Annotated in this window: 22 protein-coding genes; 18 read left to right on the top strand and 4 right to left on the bottom strand. The window is 31.3% G+C overall.

Annotation, left to right across the window (positions count from 1 at the left end; translation table 11 throughout):
- Positions 1 to 6 precede the first annotated feature (6 nt).
- Together WHD54_RS00335 and ribB are read left to right on the top strand one after the other, a co-directional pair.
- Positions 7 to 1,461 (top strand): LptF/LptG family permease, encoded by a 1,455-nt coding sequence (locus tag WHD54_RS00335; protein ID WP_088322686.1) that lies wholly within the window; start codon positions 7 to 9, stop codon positions 1,459 to 1,461.
- Positions 1,458 to 2,603: a 3,4-dihydroxy-2-butanone-4-phosphate synthase gene (gene ribB / locus WHD54_RS00330; protein WP_088322685.1), complete on the top strand. Its 1,146-nt coding sequence runs from the start codon at positions 1,458 to 1,460 to the stop codon at positions 2,601 to 2,603. Before WHD54_RS00335 ends, ribB begins: the two co-directional genes overlap by 4 nt.
- Positions 2,604 to 2,636: 33 nt before the next feature.
- Here ribB and pepE read toward each other — a convergent pair whose 3' ends face one another.
- Positions 2,637 to 3,344: a dipeptidase PepE gene (gene pepE, locus WHD54_RS00325; protein WP_088322684.1), complete on the bottom strand. Its 708-nt coding sequence runs from the start codon at positions 3,342 to 3,344 to the stop codon at positions 2,637 to 2,639.
- 234 nt (positions 3,345 to 3,578) lie between these two features.
- On the opposite strand from pepE, the gene WHD54_RS00320 reads away from it, so the two are divergent.
- The 6 genes from WHD54_RS00320 to WHD54_RS00295 all read left to right on the top strand — a co-directional run bounded on the left by WHD54_RS00320 (position 3,579) and on the right by WHD54_RS00295 (position 10,227).
- Positions 3,579 to 4,031 carry a hypothetical protein gene (locus tag WHD54_RS00320; protein WP_088322683.1) on the top strand — a complete coding sequence of 151 codons (453 nt, stop codon included), beginning with the start codon at positions 3,579 to 3,581 and terminating at the stop codon, positions 4,029 to 4,031.
- Entirely contained in the window at positions 4,025 to 4,279 is a 255-nt protein-coding gene (locus WHD54_RS00315; RefSeq protein WP_088322682.1) for a hypothetical protein, read from the top strand. The genes WHD54_RS00320 and WHD54_RS00315 overlap by 7 nt, the downstream gene beginning before the upstream one ends.
- Positions 4,280 to 4,336: 57 nt before the next feature.
- Positions 4,337 to 5,140, top strand: a complete 804-nt coding sequence (locus tag WHD54_RS00310; RefSeq protein WP_088322681.1) for a hypothetical protein — start codon at positions 4,337 to 4,339, stop codon at positions 5,138 to 5,140.
- Between the two features lie 26 nt (positions 5,141 to 5,166).
- Complete coding sequence (locus WHD54_RS00305) at positions 5,167 to 5,664, top strand: DUF6702 family protein (RefSeq protein WP_088322680.1); 498 nt, start codon at positions 5,167 to 5,169, stop codon at positions 5,662 to 5,664.
- 26 nt (positions 5,665 to 5,690) lie between these two features.
- Positions 5,691 to 7,820, top strand: coding sequence for a M1 family metallopeptidase (locus tag WHD54_RS00300; protein WP_088322679.1), 2,130 nt, complete (start codon positions 5,691 to 5,693; stop codon positions 7,818 to 7,820).
- Between the two features lie 202 nt (positions 7,821 to 8,022).
- On the top strand, positions 8,023 to 10,227 hold the full coding sequence (locus WHD54_RS00295) for a M1 family metallopeptidase (RefSeq protein WP_088322678.1): 2,205 nt from the start codon (positions 8,023 to 8,025) through the stop codon (positions 10,225 to 10,227).
- 79 nt (positions 10,228 to 10,306) lie between these two features.
- On the opposite strand, the gene WHD54_RS00290 is transcribed toward WHD54_RS00295, so the two are convergent.
- Positions 10,307 to 10,720 carry a 6-pyruvoyl trahydropterin synthase family protein gene (locus tag WHD54_RS00290; protein WP_088322677.1) on the bottom strand — a complete coding sequence of 138 codons (414 nt, stop codon included), beginning with the start codon at positions 10,718 to 10,720 and terminating at the stop codon, positions 10,307 to 10,309.
- On the bottom strand, positions 10,713 to 11,231 hold the full coding sequence (gene idi / locus WHD54_RS00285) for an isopentenyl-diphosphate Delta-isomerase (RefSeq protein WP_088322676.1): 519 nt from the start codon (positions 11,229 to 11,231) through the stop codon (positions 10,713 to 10,715). Before idi ends, WHD54_RS00290 begins: the two co-directional genes overlap by 8 nt.
- A gap of 100 nt (positions 11,232 to 11,331) precedes the next feature.
- On the opposite strand from idi, the gene WHD54_RS00280 reads away from it, so the two are divergent.
- The 4 genes from WHD54_RS00280 (at position 11,332) to WHD54_RS00265 (ending at position 16,331) form a co-directional block, all read left to right on the top strand.
- Positions 11,332 to 12,039, top strand: coding sequence for a peptidylprolyl isomerase (locus WHD54_RS00280; RefSeq protein ID WP_088322675.1), 708 nt, complete (start codon positions 11,332 to 11,334; stop codon positions 12,037 to 12,039).
- Between the two features lie 167 nt (positions 12,040 to 12,206).
- Positions 12,207 to 13,799: a peptide chain release factor 3 gene (locus WHD54_RS00275; protein WP_088322674.1), complete on the top strand. Its 1,593-nt coding sequence runs from the start codon at positions 12,207 to 12,209 to the stop codon at positions 13,797 to 13,799.
- A gap of 4 nt (positions 13,800 to 13,803) precedes the next feature.
- On the top strand, positions 13,804 to 15,375 hold the full coding sequence (locus WHD54_RS00270; RefSeq protein ID WP_088322673.1) for a hypothetical protein: 1,572 nt from the start codon (positions 13,804 to 13,806) through the stop codon (positions 15,373 to 15,375).
- 23 nt (positions 15,376 to 15,398) lie between these two features.
- Positions 15,399 to 16,331, top strand: coding sequence for a peptidylprolyl isomerase (locus tag WHD54_RS00265; protein WP_088322672.1), 933 nt, complete (start codon positions 15,399 to 15,401; stop codon positions 16,329 to 16,331).
- 87 nt (positions 16,332 to 16,418) lie between these two features.
- On the opposite strand, the gene WHD54_RS00260 is transcribed toward WHD54_RS00265, so the two are convergent.
- Complete coding sequence (locus tag WHD54_RS00260) at positions 16,419 to 19,055, bottom strand: valine--tRNA ligase (protein WP_088322671.1); 2,637 nt, start codon at positions 19,053 to 19,055, stop codon at positions 16,419 to 16,421.
- Between the two features lie 252 nt (positions 19,056 to 19,307).
- Here WHD54_RS00260 and WHD54_RS00255 point away from each other — a divergent pair, with 252 nt between their 5' ends.
- The 6 genes from WHD54_RS00255 (at position 19,308) to WHD54_RS00230 (ending at position 23,524) form a co-directional block, all read left to right on the top strand.
- Complete coding sequence (locus tag WHD54_RS00255) at positions 19,308 to 20,498, top strand: pyridoxal phosphate-dependent aminotransferase (RefSeq protein ID WP_088322670.1); 1,191 nt, start codon at positions 19,308 to 19,310, stop codon at positions 20,496 to 20,498.
- On the top strand, positions 20,499 to 21,509 hold the full coding sequence (gene murB / locus WHD54_RS00250) for a UDP-N-acetylmuramate dehydrogenase (protein WP_088322669.1): 1,011 nt from the start codon (positions 20,499 to 20,501) through the stop codon (positions 21,507 to 21,509).
- A 143-nt stretch (positions 21,510 to 21,652) separates the two neighbouring features.
- Positions 21,653 to 21,856: a membrane or secreted protein gene (locus WHD54_RS00245; RefSeq protein ID WP_088322668.1), complete on the top strand. Its 204-nt coding sequence runs from the start codon at positions 21,653 to 21,655 to the stop codon at positions 21,854 to 21,856.
- A gap of 15 nt (positions 21,857 to 21,871) precedes the next feature.
- The gene (locus WHD54_RS00240; RefSeq protein ID WP_317043134.1) at positions 21,872 to 22,282 is read left to right on the top strand and encodes a glycosyltransferase; all 411 of its coding nucleotides are present in this window, start codon (positions 21,872 to 21,874) and stop codon (positions 22,280 to 22,282) included.
- The gene (locus tag WHD54_RS00235; protein ID WP_317043133.1) at positions 22,248 to 22,976 is read left to right on the top strand and encodes a glycosyltransferase family 2 protein; all 729 of its coding nucleotides are present in this window, start codon (positions 22,248 to 22,250) and stop codon (positions 22,974 to 22,976) included. The genes WHD54_RS00240 and WHD54_RS00235 overlap by 35 nt, the downstream gene beginning before the upstream one ends.
- Complete coding sequence (locus WHD54_RS00230) at positions 22,967 to 23,524, top strand: RNA polymerase sigma factor (RefSeq protein WP_198943126.1); 558 nt, start codon at positions 22,967 to 22,969, stop codon at positions 23,522 to 23,524. Before WHD54_RS00235 ends, WHD54_RS00230 begins: the two co-directional genes overlap by 10 nt.
- Positions 23,525 to 23,538: the final 14 nt, after the last annotated feature.

Raw genomic sequence — 23,538 nt, 5'->3', positions numbered from 1 at the left:
GCGACAATGAAAATTTTAGATAAGTACATCTTAAAAACCTTTCTGGTTCCCTTTGTTGCAACCTTTCTTATAGTACTATTTGTATTGGTAATGCAGGTTTTATGGCAAACCTTCGAAAACATTGCTGGCAAAGGAATAAGTATTTGGTTTATCTTAAAATTTTTGTATTACAGTTCACTTAGTATTGTACCTCAGGCACTTCCTATTGCGGTACTCCTCTCCTCTATTATGGCTTTAGGTAATTTAGGTGAAAATTACGAATTTGCTGCTGCAAAATCTGCAGGTATTTCTCTACAAAGATTAGTAAGACCGCTTATATTCTTAACCTTTATACTAAGCGGAATTAACTTCTTATTTTTAAATAATATTTTTCCTTATGCGACACTAAAGCAACGAAATTTATACTATAATATTAAAATGAAAAAGCCTGCATTAGCTCTAGTAGCAGGTAGTTTTAATAGCGATTTGCCAAATTATCAAATAAAATTTGATGAAAAATATGGTGAAGATGAAAACTTGTTAAAAAACGTTTTGATATACGACCTTAGTGCAAGAAACGGAAATCAAAAAGTGATAACTGCTAAAAGAGGAAAAATTCTTTCAGAAGAAGGAAGCAGATATATGACTTTCATTTTATATGACGGTTACTATTACGAAGACCATACTAAATCTTCTAGATCGCCCTCTAAAAGAGAAAAAATGCCTGCATCTCAAGCAACATTTCAAGAGTACGAATTTAATATCGATATTTCTAATGTTATGGGAGATGGTGCTTTAGAAGAAGAAAGAGTAAAAAACAGCTTTAATATGAGAACATTAGAGCAATTAAATGACACCATACCAGTTTTAAAAGCTACCTATGACGAAATGTTGGCTGCAAGAGCAAAAAGTATTGCTTCAATAACATCTGCAAAAGATTTATACAAATACAAAGACTCTCTAAAACCTAAAGATTTAGACACTGTTAGTACACTTTCTAACTATCATTTACAAGAAAAAATTACCATATTAAACAGCGCTACAAACAAAATGTCGAGTGCTTTAAATAATGTAAAAAATAATATGGATAGTATTAAATGGAAAAGAAAAACACTTAATTTTTTCGATACAGAATATTACAGCAGAATTGCACTGTCTTTTTCTTGTCTTATTCTATTCTTTATAGGTGCACCACTTGGTTCTATTATTCGAAAAGGTGGTTTTGGACTCCCTATGATACTCGCCATTTCTATATATGTTATTTATTTTTTCGGCAATACTTTTGGCAAAAACCTAGCAGAAGAAAGTTCTTTGTCCTCTTTATTGGGGTCTTGGATATCTGCTTTTGTAATGATACCTTTCGGAATCTTATTAACTCGTAGAGCAGCAAGAGATAAAGGAATTTTTAATATTGATGCTATTTTACAACCAATTCAACTATTTTTTAACAAACTTAAGTCTAAAAAAGACCTTAAAATATGACCCAACCTACATCCACACGCAAGTCGCAATTACATACTATTTCAGAAGCCATTGAAGATATTAGAAATGGTAAAATTATTATTGTTGTAGATGATGAAAACAGAGAAAATGAGGGTGACTTTTTAGCTGCTGCAGAAAAAGTAACTCCAGAGATGATAAACTTTATGGCAACACATGGGCGTGGTTTAATTTGTACACCTTTAACCGAAAAACGTTGTAAAGAGTTAGAACTGGGTATGATGGTTCAAAACAATACAGATCCAATGGAAACAGCTTTTACCATTTCTGTAGATTTAAGAGGAAAAGGAGTAACAACAGGTATTTCTGCCTCAGACAGGTCGTTAACTGTACAGTCTTTAATTAGTAAAGAAACAAAGCCATTCGATTTAGCTAGACCAGGCCATATATTTCCTTTAAGAGCTAAAGAGGGCGGCGTATTAAGAAGAACGGGGCATACAGAAGCTGCTATTGATTTTGCAAGGTTGGCAGGCTTAGAACCTGCAGGTGTTATTGTAGAAATTATGAATGAAGACGGTACAATGGCACGTTTACCAGAACTTTTAAAAGTTGCCCAAAAATTCGATATAAAAATTGTTTCAATCGAAGATCTTGTTGCTTACAGAATGGAACACGACTCCTTAATTGAGAAAAAGGAAGATTTTAATATTACCACTCGTTTCGGCGATTTCCGATTAAGGGCTTATGAACAAACTACCAACAATCAAGTTCACATTGCTCTTACAAAAGGTTCTTGGAAAAAAAATGAAAGCGTTTTAACAAGAGTAAACTCCACTTTAGTAAATAATGATATTCTGGGAACACTAACAAATAATGCCGATAAAAAGTTAGATCAAATGTTTAAAGTGATAAACGAAGAAGGAAAAGGAGCTATTATTTTTGTTAATCAAGAGTATCAACCACAAAACCTTTTAAGTAGATTAAAGGGACTTAAAGAAAATCAAAAAAATGGAGATCTAAAGGCTCCTGCTATTAAAATGGATAATCGAGACTTTGGCATTGGGGCGCAAATTTTACATGACATTAATGTAAATAAATTAAAGCTAATTACCAATTCACAACAAACGAAAAGAGTTGGTATGATTGGATACGGATTGGAAATTGTAGATTATGTTGCTTACTAATAGTACTTTTTTGTACTTTTATGAACAAATCAATTAGATAAAATCTCCAATTATTTTGCCACTTGCTATTTCTATGGGAGTGGCATCCTTTTGAAAAAATCTCGCGCTATAATTTCCTTTTAGAGTAACAGTGCTATCCATCACTTCTAACCAACTTCCCTCTCGTAAACCTAAAACAGGAGTGTTATTAAACACATGAAATTCTTTAATTCTAGTTTCTCTTGTTTCGCCCATGTGCTTGGAGCCCACTACAGGATCTAAATAATGAGCATTAATATTAAATGGTATACAAGCTAAAGTATTAAAGCTTGGCGGATACACAATAGGCATATCATTGGTGTTCATCATGCTAACACCACAAATATTACTTCCTGCACTAGTTCCTAAATAAGGAGTACCATTTTCAATGACCTTTTTTAAAGTAGATAAAACATCTTGCTTATAAAGTTGATGAACCAACTCAAAAGTATTTCCGCCGCCCGTAAAAATCGCTTTTGTAGTAGCTAGCGCTTCTTTTGGATTTTTATATTCGTGAATCCCTTTAACATCTATTCCAATATTTGCAAAAGCTTTGCGTGCAATAGCTGTATAATCATTGTAAGAAATTCCTCCAGGTCTGGCAAACGGAATAAAAATCAAATTTTCGATATTTTTAAAATGTTCTCTAAGAGTAGGGAGTAAATATTCTAAATAATCACTACCAAAAACAGTAGAAGTACTTGCAACAATCATTTTTTTCATACCTCAAAAATATAATAATTTTAAGTAAAAACCCTTTAACATCATTTTATAATTCTATTAGTATGATTTTAAGAAAAATAACTAAAAAAAGTTACTAATTATACCAAATGAAACAAAAATTATTATTTGTATTTTCATTTATCTCCTTTTTTTGTTCATCACAAAACATAAAAAAAACATTTTATGGAAAAATTATAGACTCTCTAGGTAGTGTTAAAAATGTGCATATTATAAATGCTAAAACAGAAAAAAGGTACATTTTCTGATGAAAACGCTTTATTCACTATAGTTGCAAATAAGAATGATACTTTTCATATTACTTCTATTGGCTATACATCAAAAATTATTGCTGTAAAATCCAAACATTTAAATAAAACTTCTAAAAATACAATTACTTTATCTAAAAAAGTAAATGTGTTAGCTGAAATTGTTATTGAGCAAAATAAACTTGTCGGTACATTACAAATAGATATCAAAAAAACACCAACTCATTACAAAAATAAAATTGTGAATAAAATTGTTGAAGACTTAAAAAAAATGGACACCTATAAAATTTCTAAAATGGGAACAAATTTAAACGAAACACATTTAACAAAATCTACCAAAATAAGATTACCCAACAACAGATTTGAAGGTTTTGGTATTACTACTTCCACTAGTTCAGGATCAGAAAAGTTAAAATGTTAGAAAAAGAATTATTGGCAAAAAAGGTTTTTCCAGATAAACTTTTACATTTATTAGGTCCCGTATTTTTTTATGAAGAATTAAAAATCCCAAAAGAAAAATACTATCAATTTATAACTTATTGCACTTTTTCAGGAATTTTCGAACAGTACCAAAACGATAAAATTATGCTATTAATTAAAACACTAAAAAAAGAAGCAAACATATTTTTAACCCTTAAAAACTGGATGGTACCTTTAACAGAAAATTAGTTTATAAATGTATTATAAAAGCGTACAATTTCTTAATTTGCTAAAAATTATGAATATATGCCAAAAAAGCTATTTTTATTAGTACTTATATTTAATTCTTTTTTCTTGTGTTCTCAAGAAAGAAGAACGCTTATAAATGGTAAAGTTTCAGACTCACTTAGTACTGTTAAAAATGCAAATATTATCAATTTAAAAACAGCTCAAGGTACATTTTCTTCCGAAAATGGAATTTTTAGAATTTTTGTAAAAGCAGGAGATTCGCTCAGAATATCTTCCATTCAACATAAAACAAGCTTTGTAAAAATTACTAAAGAAATTATTTTAAATAAATTACTTTCTGTTAGATTAAATAACCAAACAATTGTTCTAGATACCTTCGAACTTAAAAGGCATAATTTAATGGGAAGTTTGAGTATCGACTCAAAATCGGTTCCCACAAATAAAAAAGACTCTTTGCTAAATGCAGTAATGGATTTTTCTGAGGTAGATATGAAGGTGGTAGAATTACCAGACGATATGGACAAAGTAAAACCGCCTATTGTAAATACAATGTCTGGGGCAATTGCTATGGCAGGTGCTGGTGCTACTGCAAATATCCCTTTTAAATACTCTGAACGTTTATGGGCGCTTAGAAAAAAATTAGCAAGAAAAAAGGCTTTTCCGTATAAAATATTATCACAACTTGGTGAAAAATTCTTTTTCGAAGAGCTTAAAATACCAGTAGATAATTATTTTCATTTTTTAGAATACTGTAATCCTTTGGGAATAGAAAATTTACATAAAGAAAAAAAGCTATTAGAGGTTATTAAAATTTTTCAAACAGAAAGTAAAAGTTATCTAGAAATTATAAAAAAAGAGTAAATTGGCATCATAATTTAGATTTTAAAATGAACATCAAAAAATATTTACTTTTTTTATTAGCAATACCACTATTATCATTTGCAACCCACAAATATTACCTTAGCTTAACACAAATAAAATACAACGAAGAAGAAAAGTCGGTTCAAATTATAATAAATGTTTTTATGGATGATATTGAATTGGCCTTAAACAATGACTATAATATCGATTTACAACTTACCACAAAAGCTGAATTAAAAAATAACGATATTTATTTTGAAAAATATTTGAAAGATAAACTCTCGTTCAAAATAAATACTATTTCGAAAGATTTTAAATATCTTGGCAAAGAATATGAAGGAGACCTTGTTTTCTTTTACTTAGAAATTGAAAACATTAGCAGCGTTTCTAATATAGATATTACAAACACCATACTTTTAAAACACTTTCCTACACAACAAAATCTAGTAAAATCTAAAGTAGGTAAAAAAAATAAAAGTGTATTGCTAACTAAAGAGACCTTTAAAGAAAAATTAAACTATTAATAAATCAACAAATAAACATTCAAATTATGAAAAAAATAGGTTTACTCCTCCTATCTCTTGTTTTTATTACAAGTGCATTTGCACAAGAAAAAATTACAAAACAAGGACATACAAATGAAAATAAGTTTAGGCAAATGAAAGATCTTTTGCCAACACCAAACTTACAAAGAACTGCTTCTGGTGCACCAGGTATAAAATATACGCAGCAAAAAGTAGATTATGAAATGAATATAATTCTAGATGATGAAAACACTAGAATTTATGGTGATGAGCGTATTACCTATCATAACAACTCCGATGACACTTTGGCTTATTTATGGGTGCAGTTAGACCAAAATATGCGAGCTGCCGACTCAAAAACTCCTGATATTCAGCCAACAAAAATTCCTAATAAAATTGCAAAAAACAGGTTTCAAACGAATTATGTAGATGCTCCTTTTGATGGTGGTTTTAAAATACAAAGTGTTACTAATACAGATGGTAGTAAGTTGTCTTACACCATAAACCAAACCATGATGCGAATTAACCTAGCTAAACCATTAGCTTCAGGAGAAAAATTTCAATTTAATATAAAATGGTGGTATAATATTAATAACCACAGAACGCAAGGTGGTAGATCTGGTTACGAGCATTTTGCAGAAGATAACAATAACAATTATGTAATTGCACAATTTTACCCAAGATTGTGTGTATATGACAACGTAGAAGGATGGCAAAACGACCAATTTTGGGGGCGAAGTGAATTTGCTTTAGAGTTTGGAGATTTTACAGTAAATATTACAACTCCAGACGATCATATGCTAGGAGCTACCGGAGTTTTAAAAAATCCTAAAGAAGTTTTTTCTAAAAAGGAATTAAAAAGGTTAGAAAAAGCTAGAAAAACTTTCGACAATCCGGTAATTATAAGAACACAAAAAGAGGCAGAAGAAAACGAAAAAACCAAATCTAAGAAAACAAAAACTTGGAAATTTTATGCCGAAAACGTAAGAGATTATGCGTTTGCCAGTTCTAGAAAATTTATTTATGATGCAATGGCTGTAGATATAAATGGCAAAACCGTAATGGCAGAATCTTTATATTCTAAAGAAGCTAATCCTTTGTATGGAGACCACTCTACAAGAGCAGTAGCGCAAACATTAAAAACTTATTCTAAATACACGTTCGATTACCCTTACCACAAAGCAATTTCTGTAGATGGTCAAATGGGAATGGAATATCCACAAATTTGCTTTAACCCAGGAAGACCAGACTTACCAGATGGTGGCTATTCAGACAGAGTAAAATACAGAATGATAAAAGTTACCATTCATGAAGTAGGTCACAATTTTTTTCCTATGATTGTTAATTCAGATGAAAGACAATGGACCTGGATGGATGAAGGATTGAATTCATTTATGGAAATGTTGGCAGAAAAAGATTACGATCCAAATTTCCCTATCGTTAGAGGATACCCTAAAAATATTGTTAGATATATGGCTGGAGATCAAGCCACATTAGCTCCTATTATGACAAAAGGAGAAAATGTTTACAGCTTTGGAAACAATGCTTATGGTAAACCAGCCACAGGTTTGTGGATGCTTAGAGAAACTATTATGGGTAAAGAATTATTTGACCATGCATTTAAAACATACGCAAAAAGATGGAAATTTAAGCACCCTACTCCTGCCGACTTTTTTAGAACTATGGAAGATGCCTCTAGTGTAGATTTAGATTGGTTTTGGAGAGGATGGTTTTACACTACAGATGTAACTGATATAGGAATTAAAAATGTGAAAAAATTCTATGCAGAAAGTCAAGATGAAAACACCATTAATTTTATTGAAGACACCTCTGAAGGTTTAAAAATATCTAAATCTAAAAATGCATCTGACCAATATTTTTATGAAATTACATTTAACAAACCAGGAGGCTTGGTAATGCCAATTATTGTAGAGTTTACATACGAGGATGGTACTAAAGATAAAAAAATGTATCCTGCTGAAATATGGAGATATAACGATAAGGAAGTTACCAAAGCAATAAACTCTCGTAAACAAATAACCTCGATAACAGTAGACCCAGATTTAGAAACTGCAGATGTAGACACTAGCAACAACAGCTGGCCTAAAAAAACGACTGATAAGTTTAGTAAATTTAAATCGAATATTAAAAATTAATACTTTGTAATAGTATCAATTTAAGCCTTCAGCAGTAAAGTTGAAGGCTTTTTTTTATTCAATACAAACAATAATAAAGAAGCTATAAAGTTTAAATGCTTAGATATATTAATTAATAAAGGAATGTTAAATTTTAACAAAATTTAAAGTAATCACAGTTATATTCTTAAATTAGTCGGCGTATTATAAAATATATCAACAAATGAAAAAACTTTCTTTATTCGTATTTTCACTTTTCTTTATTAGTTTTTCAGCCATTGCTCAAGAACAAGTAAAAGAAAAAAAGAAAACACAACAAGGTCACACCGATGAAAACAAGTTTAGGCAACTAAAAGATCTTTTCGCAACTCCTAATGATCAACATGCTGCTTCGGGTGCACCAGGTCATCAGTACACACAACAAAAAGTAGATTATGTAATGGACATTCGTTTAGACGAAAGTGCAAACAGAATTTACGGTGATGAAAAAATTACCTATCACAACAATTCTAAAGATCATTTAGAGTACTTGTGGGTACAATTAGACCAAAACATGAGAGCAGATGACTCTAAAACACCTTTGGCACAGTCTAATAGTGCTGCTCCTTTTGTAACACCAGAAAACTTTAAAAGTTCATACATGGGTGAAAAAAAAGGCTTTGGCTACAACATTACTAAAGTAGAAACAGACGGTAAACCTTTATCTCACTTCATCAATAGAACAATGATGCGAATCAATTTACCACAGCCGTTAGCTCCTGGTAAAAAATTCGAATTCAGTATTTCTTGGAACTACCTAATAAACGACATCAACAAAGATGGTGGGCGTTCAGGTTTAGAAACGTTTCCTGATGGAAACAACAACTACACAATTGCACAGTTTTTTCCTAGATTGGCAGTTTATAACAACGTGGAAGGTTGGCAAAATATGCAATTTTGGGGGCGTAGCGAATTTGCTTTAGAATTTGGAGATTACCTAGTTAACTTAACTGTACCTGCAGATCACATAGTAGAAGCTACAGGAACGCTACAAAACGAAAAGGAAGTATTGACAAAAACACAACGTAAACGTTTTGAAAAAGCAAGACAAACTTTCGATAATCCTGTTTTAATTGTAACGCAAGAAGAAGCTGAAAAAGCAGAAAAAGGACGTTCTACAAAAACCAAAACATGGACGTTTAAAGCTGACAAAGTTCGTGACTTTGCGTTTGCAACTTCAAGAAAATATATTTGGGATGCGATGGCTGTAAACATAAACGGTAAAACTGTTATGGCTACGTCTCTTTATCCTAAAGAAGGAAACCCATTATGGGAAGAGCACTCTACAAGAGCAGTCGCTACAACATTAATTGAATATTCTAAATTAACATTTGACTATCCATACTCTAAAGCTGTTTCTGTGCATTCTGAAAGACAAGGAATGGAGTACCCAATGATTTGCTTTAACTTTGGAAGACCAAACCCTGACGGAACATATTCTGATAGAACTAAAAAAGGAATGATTGGTGTAATAGTTCATGAAGTTGGACATAACTTTTTTCCAATGATTGTAAACTCAGATGAAAGACAGTGGACATGGATGGATGAAGGATTAAACTCATTTGTAGAAATTTTAGCTTCATTAGAATATGACCCAGAATTATTTGCTATTAATCCAGCAAAAAACATAACTAGGTATATGGGTGGAGACCAATCTAACCTCTCTCCTATTATGTCTCAAGGAGATTATGTAAAGCAATTCGGCCCGAACGCATACACAAAGCCTGCTGCTGGTTTGTACATTCTAAGAAAAACAATAATGGGTCCAGAGTTATTTGACCATGCATTTAGAACTTACTCTCAAAGATGGATGTTTAAACACCCAACCCCAGAAGACTTTTTCCGTTCTATGGAAGACGCGTCTGGTATGGATTTAGATTGGTTCTGGAGAGGATGGTTTTACACAACTGATGTTACAGATATTGGTATTAAAGAAGTAAAACCCTTATATTTAACCGACAAACCAAGTGAAAGAGTTGCTAAATTGAAAGAGCAGTACAAACAATATTTTGATGGTTTAGGAGACTTGGTTTACATTACAGATAAAAAAGAAGATGCAAACCCAAATGCTATGGATAAATATGCAGATGGTAAAGAAGTACCTTCTTACATTTATTCTGTAGAATTTGAAAAGCCAGGAGGTTTGGTAATGCCTTTAATTGTGGAATTAACCTATGCCGACGGAACTACCAAAAGAGAAACTTTTCCTGCTCAAATTTGGATGAAAGATGATACTTCTGCAAAAAGAGTATTTGCTTCTACAAAAGAAATTAAAAGCATAGTAGTAGATCCAGATTTTGAAACTGCAGATGTTGATACGTCGAACAATAATTGGCCTAAAAAGGAAGGTGATAAATTTAGTGAGTTTAAAAACAAACAGAAAAATTAATTGTACACCAATTAAATGTTAAATAAAAAACCTCGTTTTAACGAGGTTTTTTATTTTTTAAAAACAGTATATATTAAATTTATTCCCCAGAATAAGTAACAAAATTTCTAGGTGTTTCGTACAATGTTACTTTTAAATCGAGATGTTTGGGCAATAAACGTCTAAGTTTATTATAAGTAACTACGCTAATATTTTCTGCTGTAGGATTTAATTCTTTAAACTCTGGAACCTCTAAATTTAAGTTTTTATGGTCGAAAGCCTCCTCTATTTCAGACTTTATAAAGTTTTTAAGGATACCTAAATCATATACATAACCCGTTTCTATATCTATCTCTCCAGTTAAAGAAACAATTAGTTCATAATTATGGCCATGAAAGTTAGGATTACTACACTTATTAAAAACTTCAAAGTTTTTTTGGTCAGACCAATCTTTTCTATACAATCTATGTGCAGCATTAAAATGTGCTTTTCTATGAACGGTAACTTTAGGCATTTTTTAGTTTTTCGTATGATTTGTCAAAAATAATTTTAAACCATTCAGTATAAATTGATGGTTGCATAGCAATATCCTTTTTTACATCTTCTAAAGACATCCATTTGTAGTTCTCTGCTTCGTCTTTGTTAAGAATTGGTTTTCCGTTAAAGTGCCCAACCATTACGTGGTCATACTCATGCTCTGTTAAACCATTATCAAAAGGAGCTTTATAAATAAAAGAAAACACTTCTTTTAGGTCGGTTACAAATCCCATTTCTTCTTGCAACCTTCTTTTTCCTGCGGCTATATTTGTTTCTCCATCTCTTTGATGTGAACAACAAGTATTTGTCCATAACAAAGGAGAATGATATTTAGATGCGGCTCTTTGTTGCAGCATTAACTCACCTTTATCATTAAATATAAATACAGAAAATGCTCTGTGCAAAAGCGCTTTTTCATGCGCCTCGATTTTTTCCATTAAACCGATTGGGGTATCTTTAGTGTCTACTAAAATAACTTGTTCTTTCATTGTTACAAAAATAAGAAATAGAAATAGCAATAAAGCCTAAAAAAATATTAAATCAATTCATTTTTTTTATTCTTTTATTTTGATGATTTATATTTGAAAAATGAAAAAATTTACCACCCTATTTCTACTTATTGTATTGTACACATTTTTTCAATGTAAAAAAGAAGTGGTTGTAAAAGAAAAGTTTATTAATACGGATACTATTTTCACTAAGAAAGAATCTCAAAAAAAAGAAATAAAACAAGTTCAAAAACGTTGGGATAGCTTAAATAAAGAGAATGTCAATAATTTTTTTACTGCTTACGGAAAACAGCATTTAGAAAATAAAGTGATCATAAAAACTAAATTTGGAAATATTAAAATTCGACTTTATGATGATGTTCCCATACACAGAGCTAACTTTATTTTTTTAACTAAAATAAAGTATTTTAATACTACAGAAATATACAGGGTTGCCAAAAACTTTGTAATACAAGGTGGAAATTCAGACGAGACTTATACTCAGAATCAGAGAAGACTCTATGGAAATTACACTTTAGATCCTGAATTTAAAAAACATCGAACTCATAAATATGGTGCGCTTGCAGCCACCAGAGAATGGGAAAATAATCCGTATAAAAAATCTAATCCATTCGAATTTTACATTGTTCACAGTCGTTCTGGCGCTCATCACTTAAACAATGAACATACCGTTTTTGGCGAAGTTATTGCTGGTTTCGACACGATGGATAAAATATCTAAAGTACCTGTTGGAAGAGACGAATGGCCCACAGAAGATATTCGAATGACCATTGAAATAATAGATTAAATATGGTTTTCTTTTTTTACAACATACATTTACATATCCTTTAAAGTTTATAAGTGCCAAAATAATGTAATTCATAAAAATTACTGCTCCTTTTTGAATAGCAAAGCACATTAATTCTCTCTTTAAATTATAGAATAAAACCTATATTTGCAGCTCAAATTTTGTAGATGAGCTTTTTAGAGGAAATAAAACGACGACGAACTTTTGGTATCATTTCGCATCCAGATGCTGGAAAAACAACCCTAACAGAAAAACTGTTACTTTTTGGTGGAGCAATACAAGAGGCTGGTGCTGTTAAAAACAATAAAATAAAGAAAGGAGCTACCTCCGATTTTATGGAAATAGAGCGTCAGCGTGGTATTTCTGTGGCCACTTCTGTACTAGCATTTATTTATAAAGATAAAAAAATAAACATCTTAGATACGCCCGGTCATAAAGACTTTGCAGAGGATACATTTAGAACTTTAACTGCTGTAGACAGTGTAATTGTAGTAATTGATGTAGCTAAAGGTGTAGAACCACAAACAGAAAAATTAGTAGAAGTTTGTAGAATGAGAAGCATACCAATGCTCGTTTTTATAAATAAATTAGATAGAGAAGGTAAAGACGCTTTCGATTTATTAGATGAAGTTGAGCAAAAATTAGGTTTGCACGTTACTCCTATGAGTTTTCCTATTGGAATGGGATACGATTTTAAAGGAATATATAATATTTGGGAAAAGAAACTAAATTTATTTTCTGGTGATAATAAAACTGCAATTTCAGAGGGTATTGAATTTGATGATTTGGCAAACCCCGAATTAGAATCTATTATTGGTAATAAAGCCGCCGAAACACTTCGCGAAGAAATAGAACTGATTGGAGAAGTATACCCAGAGTTTAACAGAGAAGAATATTTAGACGGTTCTTTACAGCCTGTATTTTTCGGATCGGCCTTAAATAATTTTGGTGTTAAAGAATTATTAGATGCCTTTATAGAAATTGCCCCTTCGCCTCAACCAAAAAAAGCAGAAGAGCGTTTGGTAGATTCAAAAGAAAAGAAACTAACCGGTTTTGTGTTTAAAATTCATGCAAACATGGATCCTAAGCATAGAGACAGACTCGCTTTTATTAAAATTGTTTCTGGTATTTTTAAAAGAAACGCACCATACCTTCATGTAAGAAATGGTAAAAAAGTAAAATTTTCTAGTCCGAATGCATTTTTTGCAGAGAAAAAGGAAATTGTAGAAGAATCATACCCTGGTGATATTGTTGGTATTCACGATACCGGAAATTTTAAAATTGGTGATACACTTACAGAAGGCGAGCAATTAAACTTTAAAGGAATTCCAAGTTTTTCGCCAGAACATTTTAGATATGTAAATAATGCAGATCCGATGAAGTCTAAGCAGCTATACAAAGGTTTAGATCAATTAATGGATGAAGGTGTTGCTCAACTATTTACATTAGATATTAATGGTAGAAAAGTAATAGGAACTGTTGGTGCACTTCAGTATGAGGTAATTCAGTATCGTTTAGAACATGAATATGGTGCAAAATGTTCTTACGAAAATTTAAGTGTTTACAAAGCGTGTTGGGTAGAACCTCAAGACCATAAAAACGAGGAGTTTAAAGAATTTAAACGTGTAAAACAACGTTACTTAGCAAAAGACAAACAAGGTCAGCTTGTATTTTTAGCAGACTCTGAATTTACTATACAAATGACAAAAAGTAAATATCCTACTGTAAACCTTCATTTTACAAGCGAATTTAATAAATAATACAATGAAAAAGCAATTCCTAATAGTATTGATTTTTATCAATTTTGCTAGTTTTTCTCAAACTAAAAAATCGTATTCACAATTAAACACCAGAGAGTTAAATAACAGTATTCGATTAAACTACACCACAGTTCATATGCCCGACGAACAAAACATTTATGGAAATGGGTTTCAGTTAAAACCTACCATGGGTTTAGTGGGTATAAACTATAATGTCCCTTTAAACAGTTGGCTATATACAGGTGCCGGAATGCATTTTGCCGTAACCGGAGATCAAGGAGGCTTGTTTACATTAGGAGTTAATTTAGGAGTTAATAAAAAAATATACAAAAACTTATATTTCGATGCAAACGTTCACTTTGGTGGCGGTGGAGGCTACAGAGTTTTGGTTGATGGCGGTGGTATAGTATACTCAAATATAGGCTTGCAATACAAAAAAGAAAATTATTCTTTTGGTGTACAATATGGGAATGTAGACTTTTTTACAGGATTCATTAAAAATGATAATATCTCTTTTTTTGTAGAAATTCCAAGTACTCTTAGAGCTGCGTCTTATGAAGATGCGCAATTAGAGTTTATGATAGACAATATCGCTACAGACAATTTTTGGAAAAAACCTGCTGTAAAAACTGTACAACAAGTAAAATTTGACTATTTCTTTCCTGTAGGAGATTCCAGAACAGATTCCTACCAAGGAAATAAATCCATTAGAAATACATTATATATTATCGGTTTTGAATACCAACGCTATTTAAATGAAAATGCTTTTATATATGCACATGTAGATACTATGTACAGTGGATTAATTTCTGGATTTATGGACTTGTTTATTGGTGCTGGTAAAAACTTTATATCAACAAAATACTTAAATGTATTTGGAAAATTTGGTATTGGTGGTGCAGGAGGAAGAATTTATCAAGAAGGTGGTTTAACCATGTATCCTAGTGCAGGAGCAGATATTCGAATTACAGATAATTTTGGTTTGAGCGTTCATGGTGGATATCATAGAGCTATTGGTGGTACTTTTGAAGCATATACTGCTGGTTTTGGATTAAAATATTACGGTTTAAGTGGTGGAATAAAAGACCCTATTACTTCAGAAAAATTTAGTGAAATTAAAACACAAGGAATGGAAATAAGTGCTCAACACCAAACGTATTTTGATGTGGCAAAATTTGGTATTCCAAGTAGCGATTTGCAACAAATAGCGGTTAAGATAAATTACGATATCACTAAAAGATATTACATTTCTGGAGAAGCATCTTTTGCTTACCAAGGAAAATCTGGTGGATATGCACACGGACTTTTCGGGCTCGGAATTAAAAGCAATCGTTTTATTGATGGAAAATATTCTATTTTTGCAGAAGCTGGTTTAGGTGTTGCAGGTGGTGGACGAGTAGATACTGGAGAAGGAGTTTTAATTAGACCAACTGCAGGAATCAACTTTCATTTAACAGAAGATTTTTCGGCATTCGTTTCTGGAGGTCAAATGTGGTCTCCTTTTGGTAACGTAAACTCAACAAATATAAATATTGGTGTTAGTTATAATTTTTCTATAATAAATATCAAAAAATAAAAATTAATTAAATAATAAAGAATATGAATAACGGAATCTATGCAAAATTTACCACATCTAAAGGTGAAATTTTAGTACAATTAGAAAATGAAAAAGCTCCAGGAACTGTAGGTAATTTTGTTGCATTGGCAGAAGGTAATTTAGAAAATGCTATAAAAGAACAAGGAACTCCTTATTACAACGGATTAAAATTTCATAGAGTAATACCAGACTTTATGATTCAGGGTGGATGTCCTTTAGGAACAGGAACAGGAAATCCTGGGTATAAATTCGACGACGAATTTCATCCTGATTTAAAACACGATGCTCCAGGAAAGCTAGCTATGGCTAACTCCGGACCAGCAACAAATGGTTCTCAATTTTACATTACTCATGTTCCAACACCTTGGCTAGATGGTAAACATACAGTTTTCGGAAATGTTGTTGAAGGGCAAGAAGTTGTAGATACAATTGCTCAAGGAGACGAGTTAACTTCTTTAGAAATTGTAAGAGTTGGTGAAGAGGCCGAACAGTTTAATGCTGTTGAAGCTTTTAGAACTTTTGAAGGCGCTAGAGAAAAAAGAATAGCAGAAGAAAAAGCCAAGCAAAAAGAATTGTTAGATAAAGTTGCAGCTGGCTACGATGAAACCGAAAGCGGTTTACGATACCAAGTTTTACAAAAAGGTAACGGAAAAAAAGCAACAAAAGGAGCTGGTGTTTCTGTTCATTACAAAGGTCAGTTGTTAGATGGTACCGTTTTTGACTCTTCTTATAAAAGAAAACAACCAATCGACTTTAATGTTGGTGTTGGTCAGGTTATTGCAGGTTGGGATGAAGGAATACAACTATTAAATGTTGGAGACAAAGCGCGTTTTGTAATACCAGCAAACTTAGCATATGGTGCAGCAGGAGCTGGTGGTGTTATACCGCCAAATGCTACACTTATTTTTGATGTTGAGTTAATGGATGTAAAATAAAACATCATATTATTTAAATACATAAAAACCTCATAATTTAAATTATGAGGTTTTTTATGTTAAAAAATATTTTAATTGCAATTAACTTTACCGCAAAGAAGATAAACTACTTTTTATAGTAGCAATTTTTGCTAAAGTATCGGCTTCTTTTTTTCTTTCTAATGCTAACACTTGTTCTGGTGCATTAGCCACAAAACGTTCATTAGATAATTTTTTAGAAATTCCTACTAAAAAACCTTGTGCCCTTTTTAGCTCAGCTTCTAACTTTTTAACTTCTGCCTCCACATCTATATTCTCTATAGAAATTGGTACAAAATATTCATTAGACATTACTCTAAAGGAAGCTCCTTCTACTTTTTCAGACACTTTTTGAATGCTAGAGGTGTTTGTTAATTTTTTTATAATGTCATAAAAAATATCGGAATTATCATCATTATCAATTACAAACAATTCAACAGCATCTTTAAATGCTATATTCTTATCTTTTCGAATAGTTCTTATTCCTGAAATAACTTCTGTAGAAAAATCAAAATCTTTTAATAATTGCAAATTATAGGATGTTATTGTAGGATATTCTGCAATAATTAAGGCCTCTGAAGCTTTTCTGTCTGATATGTATTGCCAAATTTCTTCGGTAATAAAAGGCATGAAAGGATGCAGAACTTTTAAGTTGTTTTCTAAAACATTAATAACTGCGTCGAAAGTAACTTTATCAATAGGCTTTTGGTATGCAGGTTTTACAATTTCTAATAACCAAGATGAAAAATCATCATTTATCAACTTATAAATTACCATTAAAGCATCTGAAAGTCGGTACTTCGAAAAATGATCTTCTATTTCTGCTAATGCTTTCTGAAACTTAGATTCATACCATTCTAAACCAAGTTTTGCTGTTTGTGGTTGTGGCAAATTAGTATCTATTTCCCACCCTTTAATTAGACGAAAAGCATTCCAAATTTTGTTTGCAAAACCTTTACCTTGCTGACATAAATCTTCATCAAACATTAAATCGTTTCCTGCTGCAGAACTCAATAATAAGCCAACTCGCACTCCATCTGCACCATAATCTTCAATCAATTTTAATGCATCGGGAGAATTCCCAAGAGACTTAGACATTTTTCGTCGTTGTTTATCTCTAACTAAACCAGTTAAGTAGACATTATTAAAAGGTTTTTGATCTTTATATTCATATCCTGCAACAATCATTCTAGCAACCCAAAAGAATAAAATATCTGGTCCTGTTACTAAATCATTTGTCGGATAATAATAGGTAATCTCTTCATTATCTGGGTTTCTAATACCGTCAAAAACAGACATTGGCCACAACCAAGAGGAGAACCAAGTATCTAAAGCATCTTCATCTTGAGTTAAATTTTCTGTAGTTAATTGGTTATTATTTGTTTTCTCTTTTGCTAACTCGAGTGCTATATCTATGTTTTCGGCAACTACAAAATCTTCTTTCCCATCTCCGTAATAAAAAGCCGGAATTTGTTGTCCCCACCAAAGCTGGCGAGATATATTCCAATCACGAACATTTTCCATCCAGTGACGGTAGGTGTTTTCAAACTTTTTAGGATATAAATTTACATCCGCATTTTCTCCTAGAACAGCTTCTATTGCAGGTTTTGCTAATTCACCCATTTTTAAAAACCACTGATCTGATAATCTTGGTTCAATTACTGCTTTGGTTCTTTCTGAAGTTCCTACTTTGTTAAGATGTACTTCTGTTTTTATTAAATAGCCTTTATCATCAAGCTCTTTTGCTATTTCTTTACGAACCTTAAATCTATCTTTTCCTTCATAATGTAAACCAAAAGAATTTAAAGTAGCGTCGTCATTAAAAATATCAATAATTTCAAGCTGATGTTTATCGCCTAGATTTTTATCATTTTCATCATGCGCTGGCGTAACTTTTAAGCAACCTGTTCCGAACTCAACATCTACATACTCATCTTCAATAATTGGAATAACTCTGTTACACAAAGGAACTATTGCTTTTTGTCCTTTTAAATGACTAAAACGTTCATCCGTAGGGTTAATACAAATTGCAGTATCTCCAAAAATAGTCTCTGGCCTTGTTGTTGCAATGGTTAACACCTCTTTAGAATTGGCAATTTTATAATTTATATAATATAAATTTCCTTGGCGTTCTTCGTGAATTACTTCTTCATCAGAAAGGGTGGTTTTTGCCTCAGGATCCCAATTAACCATTCTATATCCTCTGTAAATATGGCCTTTGTTATACAAGTCTACAAAAACTTTAATTACCGATTCAGACATTTCTGGATCCATTGTAAATGCCGTTCTTTCCCAATCGCAAGAGGCTCCTAATTTTTTTAGTTGATCTAAAATAATGCCTCCATATTCTTCTTTCCAATCAAACGCATGTTGTAAAAACTCTTCTCGAGTTAAATCGGACTTTTTAATGCCTTGTTCTTTTAATTTTGCTACAACTTTTGCTTCTGTAGCAATAGATGCATGATCGGTACCAGGAACCCAACAGGCGTTTTTACCCAACAAACGAGCACGACGAATAAGTACATCTTGAATGGTGTTATTTAGCATGTGCCCCATATGCAAAACTCCTGTAACATTTGGTGGTGGAATTACAATTGTATAAGGCTCTCTGTCATCTGGTGTTGAATGAAAATAATTATTTTTCATCCAGTAATTATACCACTTATCCTCTACTTTGCTTGCATCATATTTAGATGGAATTGTCATACTTTGGATTTATTTTTTAAATATAGTCGACAAAAATACAATTATCTATTTTTAGTAGAAAATTAGTTCGTATTTTTTTAAAAACAAATATGAAACGAAGTTCAGTATTATAAAACTTTAATAATACGTGTAGTAAGAGATTATTCAGAAACATTAAAAAAGCGATAATTACAGCCAAACAAACCATATTAAATTTAAAGATGTGAAAATAATTTCGCAAATTTGCGTTGAATAAATTAAGATTTAAAAAATATGCCAGCAATATCAAAAAAAGGAGTCGCTATGCCAGAATCACCAATCAGAAAATTGGTGCCCTACGCAGAAGATGCAAAAAAAAGAGGAGTAAAAGTGTACCATTTAAATATTGGTCAACCAGATATTAAAACTCCTCAGATTGCCTTAGATGCTGTTAAAAACAACACTATCGAAACGCTTTCTTATGCCAGATCTGAAGGATCGGAAACATATAGAGAAAAGCTTGCAAATTATTATGTAAAAAACAATATTCCTGTAAACGCTAATAACATTATTGCCACTACGGGAGGTTCTGAAGCACTTTTATTTACCATTGGAAGTATTACAGACCCGGGAGATGAAATTATAATTCCAGAACCTTTTTATGCAAACTATAATGGTTTTTCTACAGCTTCGGGAGTAAATGTTGTGCCCGTTATTTCTAAAATAGAAAATAATTTTGCATTGCCTAAAATTGAAGAATTCGAAAAATTAATTACAAAAAATACCAAAGCTATTTTAATTTGCAATCCTGGAAACCCTACTGGATATTTATATTCTGAAGAAGAAATGGATAAATTAAAAGCATTGGTTTTAAAACACGACTTATTTCTAATTGCAGATGAAGTATATCGAGAATTTGCTTATGACGGATTAAAACATACTTCTGTAATGTCTATTAAAGGGTTAGAAAATAATGCAATTGTTATAGATTCTGTTTCTAAACGTTACAGCATGTGTGGCGCAAGAATTGGTTGTATTGTTTCTAAAAATGAAGCTTTTATAAAAACAGCTATAAAATTTGCACAAGCAAGATTAAGTCCGCCAACATATGCATTACTAGCTAGTGAAGCGGCTTTAGACACTCCGCAATCATATTTTGATAACGTAATAGAGGAGTATGTTGAAAGAAGAAATACATTAATTAGCGCATTAGAAAAAATAAATGGTGTAAAAGTAGCGAAACCAAAAGGAGCCTTTTATTGTGTTGCTCAATTGCCTGTTAAAGACTCAGACCATTTTGCACAATGGTTATTAGAAAGTTTTAATTATCAAAACGAAACCGTTATGGTAGCTCCTGCCAGTGGCTTCTACTCTACCGCAGGTGAAGGAAAAAATCAAGTTAGAATTGCGTATGTTTTGAATAAACAAGACTTATTAAATTCAGTAAAAATTCTAGAAGAAGCTTTAAAAAAATACCCAAATTAATTGAATATTCAAAAAAATATATCTCTTAAAAAATACAATACGTTTGGTATTTCTGTAAATGCCAAACGTTTTGTAAAAGTTACTTCTGTTTACGAACTACAACAATTGTTAAAAACAGAAAAAGACTTTTTTTTGATTTCTGGAGGTAGTAATATGTTGCTAACTAAAAACTTAGAACAGTTAGTAATACTTATAGACATTAAAGGGATTTCTATTGATAAAGAAAGTAACAACAGTGTTTTTTTAACTGTGAATGCAGGAGAAAATTGGCATGATTTTGTTTTATGGTGTGTTGGCGAAAATTATGGAGGTTTAGAGAACTTATCTTTAATTCCCGGTAATGTTGGAACTTGCCCAATACAAAATATAGGAGCTTATGGTGTTGAAGTAAAAGACACCATAACAAAAGTAGAAGCTTTAGAAATTGAAACAGGTAAATTAGTTACATTTTCTGGTGAAGAATGTAAATTTGGTTACAGAGATTCTATTTTTAAAAACACCCATAAAAATCTTTTTATAATTACTTCTGTTAGTTTTAAACTCACAAAAAATAAGCATAAAATTAATAGTTCATATGGTGCTATTGAAACAGAATTAGCAACACAAAAAATTACATCTCCTACAATAAAAGATATTTCTAATGCTGTAATTGCCATTAGAAAATCGAAATTACCCGACCCAAACGAAATAGGAAATAGTGGTAGTTTTTTTAAAAACCCAGTTATAAAATTATCACATTATAACGCTCTTAAAAAGGTATATAGTTCAATACCAAGCTACCCAGTTTCCGAAACATTAGTAAAAGTTCCTGCTGGTTGGCTTGTAGAAAATTGCGGATTTAAAGGTAGACGTTTTGGTGATGCCGGAGTTCATAAAAATCAAGCTTTGGTACTAGTTAACTATGGCAATGCCACAGGTATAGAAATTTATAATTTAGCTAAAAAAATTCAAAAATCTGTTATCGAAAAATTTGACATTTCACTCGAAATTGAAGTAAATATCATACAATAACAACTATTTTAAATTCTATTTAATTACTAATTTTTAAAAGCCTATAAGCTTAGGAAGCTTTATGATTAGTACTTAAAAATTTAGTGATCTATTCTTTTTTGATAAAATGTAGATTATGTATCTTTGTATTAGAAATTAAATTTATGAAATTACTACTTCTTACTTTAGGATTATTAGGTTTAGGTGTAGCCGGAATTGCTATTAAAATTTGGGCAAAAAAAGACGGTAAATTTGCTGGAACTTGTGCCAGTCAAAATCCTATGTTAAATAAAGAAGGAGAATCTTGTGGTTTTTGCGGTAAAACGCCAGAAGAATATGCTTCATGCTCTGAGCCACAACACAACTAATTTACATTTTTATAGATGATTATAGCCATTCTTATCTGCATATTTGTGGCTTTTATTGGCATACAAATTCTGTATTATATTTTATTTTCATCATTACTTTTTCACAAAAACACTACTCATAAAAGTAGTGGCATAAATGGTGTTTCAGTATTAGTATGTGCAAAAAATGAAGCTGAAAATCTACGGGAAAACATACCAACAATTCTAAATCAATCTTACCATTCTTTTGAAGTTGTACTTATAAACGATGGTTCTACTGATGAAACTCTTTCTGTTATGAAAGAATTTCAAAAAGAGAACGATAATGTTAAAATTGTTAATGTAGAAAATAACGAAAATTTCTGGGGGAATAAAAAATATGCACTTACCCTAGGTATTAAAGCTGCAAAGTATGAAACCTTATTTTTTTACAGATGCAGATTGTAAACCAGCCTCAAAATTTTGGATTTCTGAAACAGCAAAGTACTTTAACCAAAATAAGACCATTGTTTTAGGATATGGTAAATACAAAAGAAACAAAACTCTAGTAAATTTGTTTGTGCGTTTCGAAACTTTATTAACTGCAATTCAATATTTCAGTTATGCCAAAATAGGAATTCCATATATGGGAGTTGGAAGAAATTTGGCATATCAGAAAAAGGAGTTTTATAAAGTAAAAGGTTTTGCAAGTCACTTGCATATAAAATCTGGAGATGACGATTTATTTATACAAGATGCTGCCAATAAAGAAAACACAACTCTTTGCATACACCCCAAAAGTTTTACTATTTCAAATGCTCCCTCCTCATTTAAAAAATGGTTTCGACAAAAAAGAAGACATATTTCTACAGCTAATTATTATCAAAATAAGCACAAAATACTTCTTGCCAATTTCTTTTTTACTAAAATTATGATATATATAATAGGTATATTTTTGGCGATCTCCTACTCTTTTGAATTTGTTTCTGTAAGTTTTTGCCTCTATTTTGGTGTACAGATTACAGTACTAACTTTAGTGGCAAATAAGTTTAAAGAAAGAGGTATTACATTTTATATACCCTTACTAGAAATTGGCTTATTATTATTTCAATTTAGTATCTTTATAACAAATTTTATATCAAAACCAACTCATTGGAAATAGAACGCACTAATTTATCGGACTATATAAACAAAGCAAAAAATGGTAATCAGGCTGCTTTTCGTTATATACTAGATTTATTTTGGCCTCAAGTATATAATTATCAGCTTAAAAGAACAAAAAGCGAGAATGATGCTGAAGATATTACTATTCAAACATTTTCAAAAGCTTTTGATAAAATTGAAAGTTATAACGATACCTATGTATTTAAAACATGGCTAATAACAATATCTAAAAATATCCATATCGATTTACTTCGAAAAAAAAACAACTCTATTGAAACAACAAAAGAGCAAGAAGACAAGGTTTATTTAGTTATTGATGAAAGTCCAACTCCCGAAGACAAAATAATAGGAGAACAAAACTTAGCAAAACTTTTACAAGACATTAAGCAATTAAAGCCTAAATACCAACAAGTAATTCAATTACGTTATTTTCAAGAATTAAGCTACAAAGAAATCTCTATGCAAATAGAAGAACCAATTAATAATGTTAAGGTTAAACTTTTAAGAGCAAAAAAACTACTTGCTGCCATTATAAACAAAAACTAACTTTTTTATAAAAT

This window comes from Polaribacter tangerinus (assembly GCF_038024095.1).
Taxonomy (GTDB): Bacteria; Bacteroidota; Bacteroidia; order Flavobacteriales; family Flavobacteriaceae; genus Polaribacter; species Polaribacter tangerinus.
The sequence above is the reverse complement of the archived record's forward strand: the minus strand, read 5'-3'. Positions and strand labels throughout refer to the sequence as shown.

What these genes read in the sequence shown, in the direction of transcription:
- WHD54_RS00335 (WP_088322686.1), top strand. Translation starts at nt 7, where the DNA reads ATGAAAATTTTAGATAAGTACATCTTAAAAACCTTTCTGGTTCCCTTT.
- ribB (WP_088322685.1), top strand. Translation starts at nt 1,458, where the DNA reads ATGACCCAACCTACATCCACACGCAAGTCGCAATTACATACTATTTCA.
- pepE (WP_088322684.1), bottom strand. Translation starts at nt 3,344, where the DNA reads ATGAAAAAAATGATTGTTGCAAGTACTTCTACTGTTTTTGGTAGTGAT.
- WHD54_RS00320 (WP_088322683.1), top strand. Translation starts at nt 3,579, where the DNA reads ATGCTAAAACAGAAAAAAGGTACATTTTCTGATGAAAACGCTTTATTC.
- WHD54_RS00315 (WP_088322682.1), top strand. Translation starts at nt 4,025, where the DNA reads ATGTTAGAAAAAGAATTATTGGCAAAAAAGGTTTTTCCAGATAAACTT.
- WHD54_RS00310 (WP_088322681.1), top strand. Translation starts at nt 4,337, where the DNA reads ATGCCAAAAAAGCTATTTTTATTAGTACTTATATTTAATTCTTTTTTC.
- WHD54_RS00305 (WP_088322680.1), top strand. Translation starts at nt 5,167, where the DNA reads ATGAACATCAAAAAATATTTACTTTTTTTATTAGCAATACCACTATTA.
- WHD54_RS00300 (WP_088322679.1), top strand. Translation starts at nt 5,691, where the DNA reads ATGAAAAAAATAGGTTTACTCCTCCTATCTCTTGTTTTTATTACAAGT.
- WHD54_RS00295 (WP_088322678.1), top strand. Translation starts at nt 8,023, where the DNA reads ATGAAAAAACTTTCTTTATTCGTATTTTCACTTTTCTTTATTAGTTTT.
- WHD54_RS00290 (WP_088322677.1), bottom strand. Translation starts at nt 10,720, where the DNA reads ATGCCTAAAGTTACCGTTCATAGAAAAGCACATTTTAATGCTGCACAT.
- idi (WP_088322676.1), bottom strand. Translation starts at nt 11,231, where the DNA reads ATGAAAGAACAAGTTATTTTAGTAGACACTAAAGATACCCCAATCGGT.
- WHD54_RS00280 (WP_088322675.1), top strand. Translation starts at nt 11,332, where the DNA reads ATGAAAAAATTTACCACCCTATTTCTACTTATTGTATTGTACACATTT.
- WHD54_RS00275 (WP_088322674.1), top strand. Translation starts at nt 12,207, where the DNA reads ATGAGCTTTTTAGAGGAAATAAAACGACGACGAACTTTTGGTATCATT.
- WHD54_RS00270 (WP_088322673.1), top strand. Translation starts at nt 13,804, where the DNA reads ATGAAAAAGCAATTCCTAATAGTATTGATTTTTATCAATTTTGCTAGT.
- WHD54_RS00265 (WP_088322672.1), top strand. Translation starts at nt 15,399, where the DNA reads ATGAATAACGGAATCTATGCAAAATTTACCACATCTAAAGGTGAAATT.
- WHD54_RS00260 (WP_088322671.1), bottom strand. Translation starts at nt 19,055, where the DNA reads ATGACAATTCCATCTAAATATGATGCAAGCAAAGTAGAGGATAAGTGG.
- WHD54_RS00255 (WP_088322670.1), top strand. Translation starts at nt 19,308, where the DNA reads ATGCCAGCAATATCAAAAAAAGGAGTCGCTATGCCAGAATCACCAATC.
- WHD54_RS00245 (WP_088322668.1), top strand. Translation starts at nt 21,653, where the DNA reads ATGAAATTACTACTTCTTACTTTAGGATTATTAGGTTTAGGTGTAGCC.
- WHD54_RS00240 (WP_317043134.1), top strand. Translation starts at nt 21,872, where the DNA reads ATGATTATAGCCATTCTTATCTGCATATTTGTGGCTTTTATTGGCATA.
- WHD54_RS00235 (WP_317043133.1), top strand. Translation starts at nt 22,248, where the DNA reads ATGAAACCTTATTTTTTTACAGATGCAGATTGTAAACCAGCCTCAAAA.